Annotated in this window: 2 protein-coding genes; both read left to right on the forward strand. The window is 66.9% G+C overall.

Annotated elements, in window-relative coordinates:
• On the forward strand, positions 1–154 hold a 154-nt coding region (locus VLF18_RS22925), incomplete at its 5' end, for a PPC domain-containing protein (protein ID WP_325278249.1).
• Positions 155–555: 401 nt separating this feature from the next.
• Positions 556–3,071, forward strand: a 2,516-nt coding sequence (locus tag VLF18_RS22930; protein ID WP_325281952.1) for a M14 family zinc carboxypeptidase, incomplete at its 3' end; no start/stop codon positions are given.

Raw genomic sequence — 3,071 nt, forward strand, 5'->3', positions numbered from 1 at the left:
GCCGACGACCTCGAGCTACGACTGCCGTCCGTATCTGTCGGGCAACAACGAGACCTGCACCATCACGACGGCCCAGGCCGGTACGTACTACGTGATGATTCGCGGCTACTCGGCCTATTCGGGCCTCAGCCTGACCGGCAGTTTCACACCGTAAACCTTTCCCCTTGTGGAATCGGCGCACGACGCGCCGCGGAAACCGCGAACGGCAATCCCGGTCCAGGCCGGGATTGCTCCGGCTTCCGCGCCGTGCAGAGGGCCGCTGAAGGCCGGCGCAGCGACGGTCTTGTGCACGCGCCGACACATCCCTGTCGTTTCCTCACCAATCGCCAAAAACTGACGGCGGCGCCCGACAACCGCGCCGCGCGATCTGCTATCAGGTCCGATTGCCACGCCATGCAATGACGGCTGCGACGGGGCAGCCAGCATGCGCGCGGCAATCCGCGGGTCCGTACGACCGCTATTCGTGCGGCGCAGCGGGCCTGATCCACCGGCCCGGTCCGCCGAACCTCACGCCGTCGATCGGGGAGGATCGACGGCCTGCCCCTGGAGAACCGCATGTTGTCCAAATTGTTGGTAGTGCCGCTGGCGTTGGCCGGCGCCGTGTCCGCGCCGGTCAGGGCGCAGGACGTCTGGTTCGTGACTGCGACCTATGAAAAGCCCGAACAGCTGCAGGCGATCGCCTCGCAGTTCCAGCATCTGATCGTCGACCGCAAGAACAGCACGGTACGCGTCGAAGCCGATGCGGAAGCGATCGCCGCGCTGCGTGCAGCCGGCTTCGCGGTGCGCATCGACGAGGACGCGAGCGCGAAGCTGCAGGCCTGGCAGAAGTCGCTCGAATCCACCGGCAGCCTCAAGAGCATTCCGGGCTACGCCTGCTATCGCACGGTCGAGGAAACCCAGACCGCGATGAGCCAGATCGCGGCGCAGAAGCCGAACCTGGCCGACGTGATCGACATCGGCCCGAGCTGGGAAAAGTCGCGCAACGCCGCGAACGGCTACACGATGAAGGTGCTGCGCCTCGGCAACAAGGGCACCGACGCCGCGCTGCCGGACAAGGCCAACATGGTCGTGCTCAGCGCCATCCATGCGCGCGAATACACGACCGCGGAAACCATGACGCGCTTCGCCGAGTGGCTCGCCAACGGCTACGGCACGGACGCCGAAGCGACCTGGCTCATGGACAATTTCAAATTTCACTTCGTACTGCAGGCCAATCCCGACGGGCGCAAGAAGGCCGAAGCCGGTTCGCTCTGGCGCAAGAACACGAACAACACGAACGGCAGCTGCGGCAGTTCGAGCTTCGGCACCGATCTGAACCGCAACTTCCCGTTCCATTGGAACAGCGCGCCCGGCGGATCGAGCGGCGACCCGTGCAACGAAACCTATCGCGGTCCGGTGCGCGCATCCGAACCCGAGACGCAGAACATCGTGCGCTACGTCGCCGGCACGCCCGGCAGCGACGGCGTCTACAGCGGCGGCGTGCTGCCCGACCGCCGCGCCGATGCCGTGACGAGCGCCGCGCCCGACGACTACAAGGGCGTGTTCATGGACATCCACAGCTATTCGCAGCTCGTGCTGTGGCCCTGGGGCGACACGCCGACCGCGGCGCCGAACGGCACGGCGCTGCGCACGCTCGGACGGCGCCTCGCCTACTTCAACGGCTACACGCCGCAGCAGTCCGACGAGCTGTATGCGACCGACGGCGCGACCGACGACACGATGTATGGCCTGCTCGGCGCGCCGGCCTACACGATCGAACTCGGCGTCGCGTTCTTCGAAAGCTGCACGACGTTCCAGAACACGACGCTGCCGCAGAACCTCGGCGCGCTGCGCTACATCGCGCGCAGCCTGCAGGCGCCGTACCGGCTGCCGGCCGGTCCCGACACGACGGCGATCAGCGTGTCGCCGGCCAGCGTCGCCGCGGGCGGACAGATCACCGTGACGGCCACGGTCGATGACAGCCGCTTCAACCAGTCCAACGGCACCGAGACCGTGCAGGCCATCGCGTCGGCCGCCGCGTACGTCAACGCGACGCCGTGGCAGAGCGGCGCGGTGCCGGTCGCGATGAGCGCGAACGACGGCAGCTTCAACGCGAACTCGGAAATCGTGCGCGCGACGATCAGCACCACGGGACTCGCGCCCGGCGTGCATCGCGTGTTCGTCCAGGGCACCGATACCGCGGGCAAGCCCGGCACACCGAACGCCGTGCAGTTCACCGTGACCAGCGGCGGCAACCAGCCGCCGGTCGCGAACTTCGGCGTCGCGGCGAACGGCCTGACCGCGACGTTCACCGACTCGTCGACCGACAGTGACGGCTCCATCGCGTCGCGCTCGTGGAACTTCGGCGACGGCACGACCTCGACGGTGACGAATCCGAGCAAGACGTATGCGACGGCCGGCACCTACAGCGTCACGCTGACCGTCACCGACAACGGCGGCGCGACGAACACGAAGACGAGTTCCGTGACCGTCGGCGCCACCGGCATGACGCTCGAGAACGGCGTACCGAAAACCGGCATTTCCGGCGCTGCGAGTTCGACGGTCACCTACACGATGACCGTGCCGCCGGGCGCATCCGGTCTGTCCTTCGGCATGGCCGGCGGCAGCGGCGACGCGGACATGTACGTGAAGTTCGGCTCCGCGCCGACGACGTCGAGCTATGACTGCCGTCCGTACCTGTCGGGCAATAACGAGACCTGCACCATCGCGACGGCCCAGGCCGGCACGTATTACGTGATGCTGCGCGGTTACAGCGCCTATTCCGGCGTCAGCCTGACCGGCAGCTACACGACCGGCGGCGGCACGCAGACCTACAGCAACACCACCGACTACACGATCAACGACAACGCCACCGTCGACAGTCCGATCACGGTGTCGGGCCGCACCGGCAATGCACCGAGCAACGCGTCGGTCACGGTCGCGATCGTGCACACGTATCAGGGCGACCTGAAGGTCGATCTCGTGGCACCGGATGGAACGCTGTACAACATCCACAATCGCACCGGCAGCGGCACGGACAACATCAACAAGACCGTGACCCTGAACCTGTCGAGCGAGGCGCTCAACGGCAC

Origin of the sequence: Tahibacter sp. (assembly GCF_035481375.1) — a bacterium.
Classification (GTDB): Bacteria; Pseudomonadota; Gammaproteobacteria; order Xanthomonadales; family Rhodanobacteraceae; genus Tahibacter.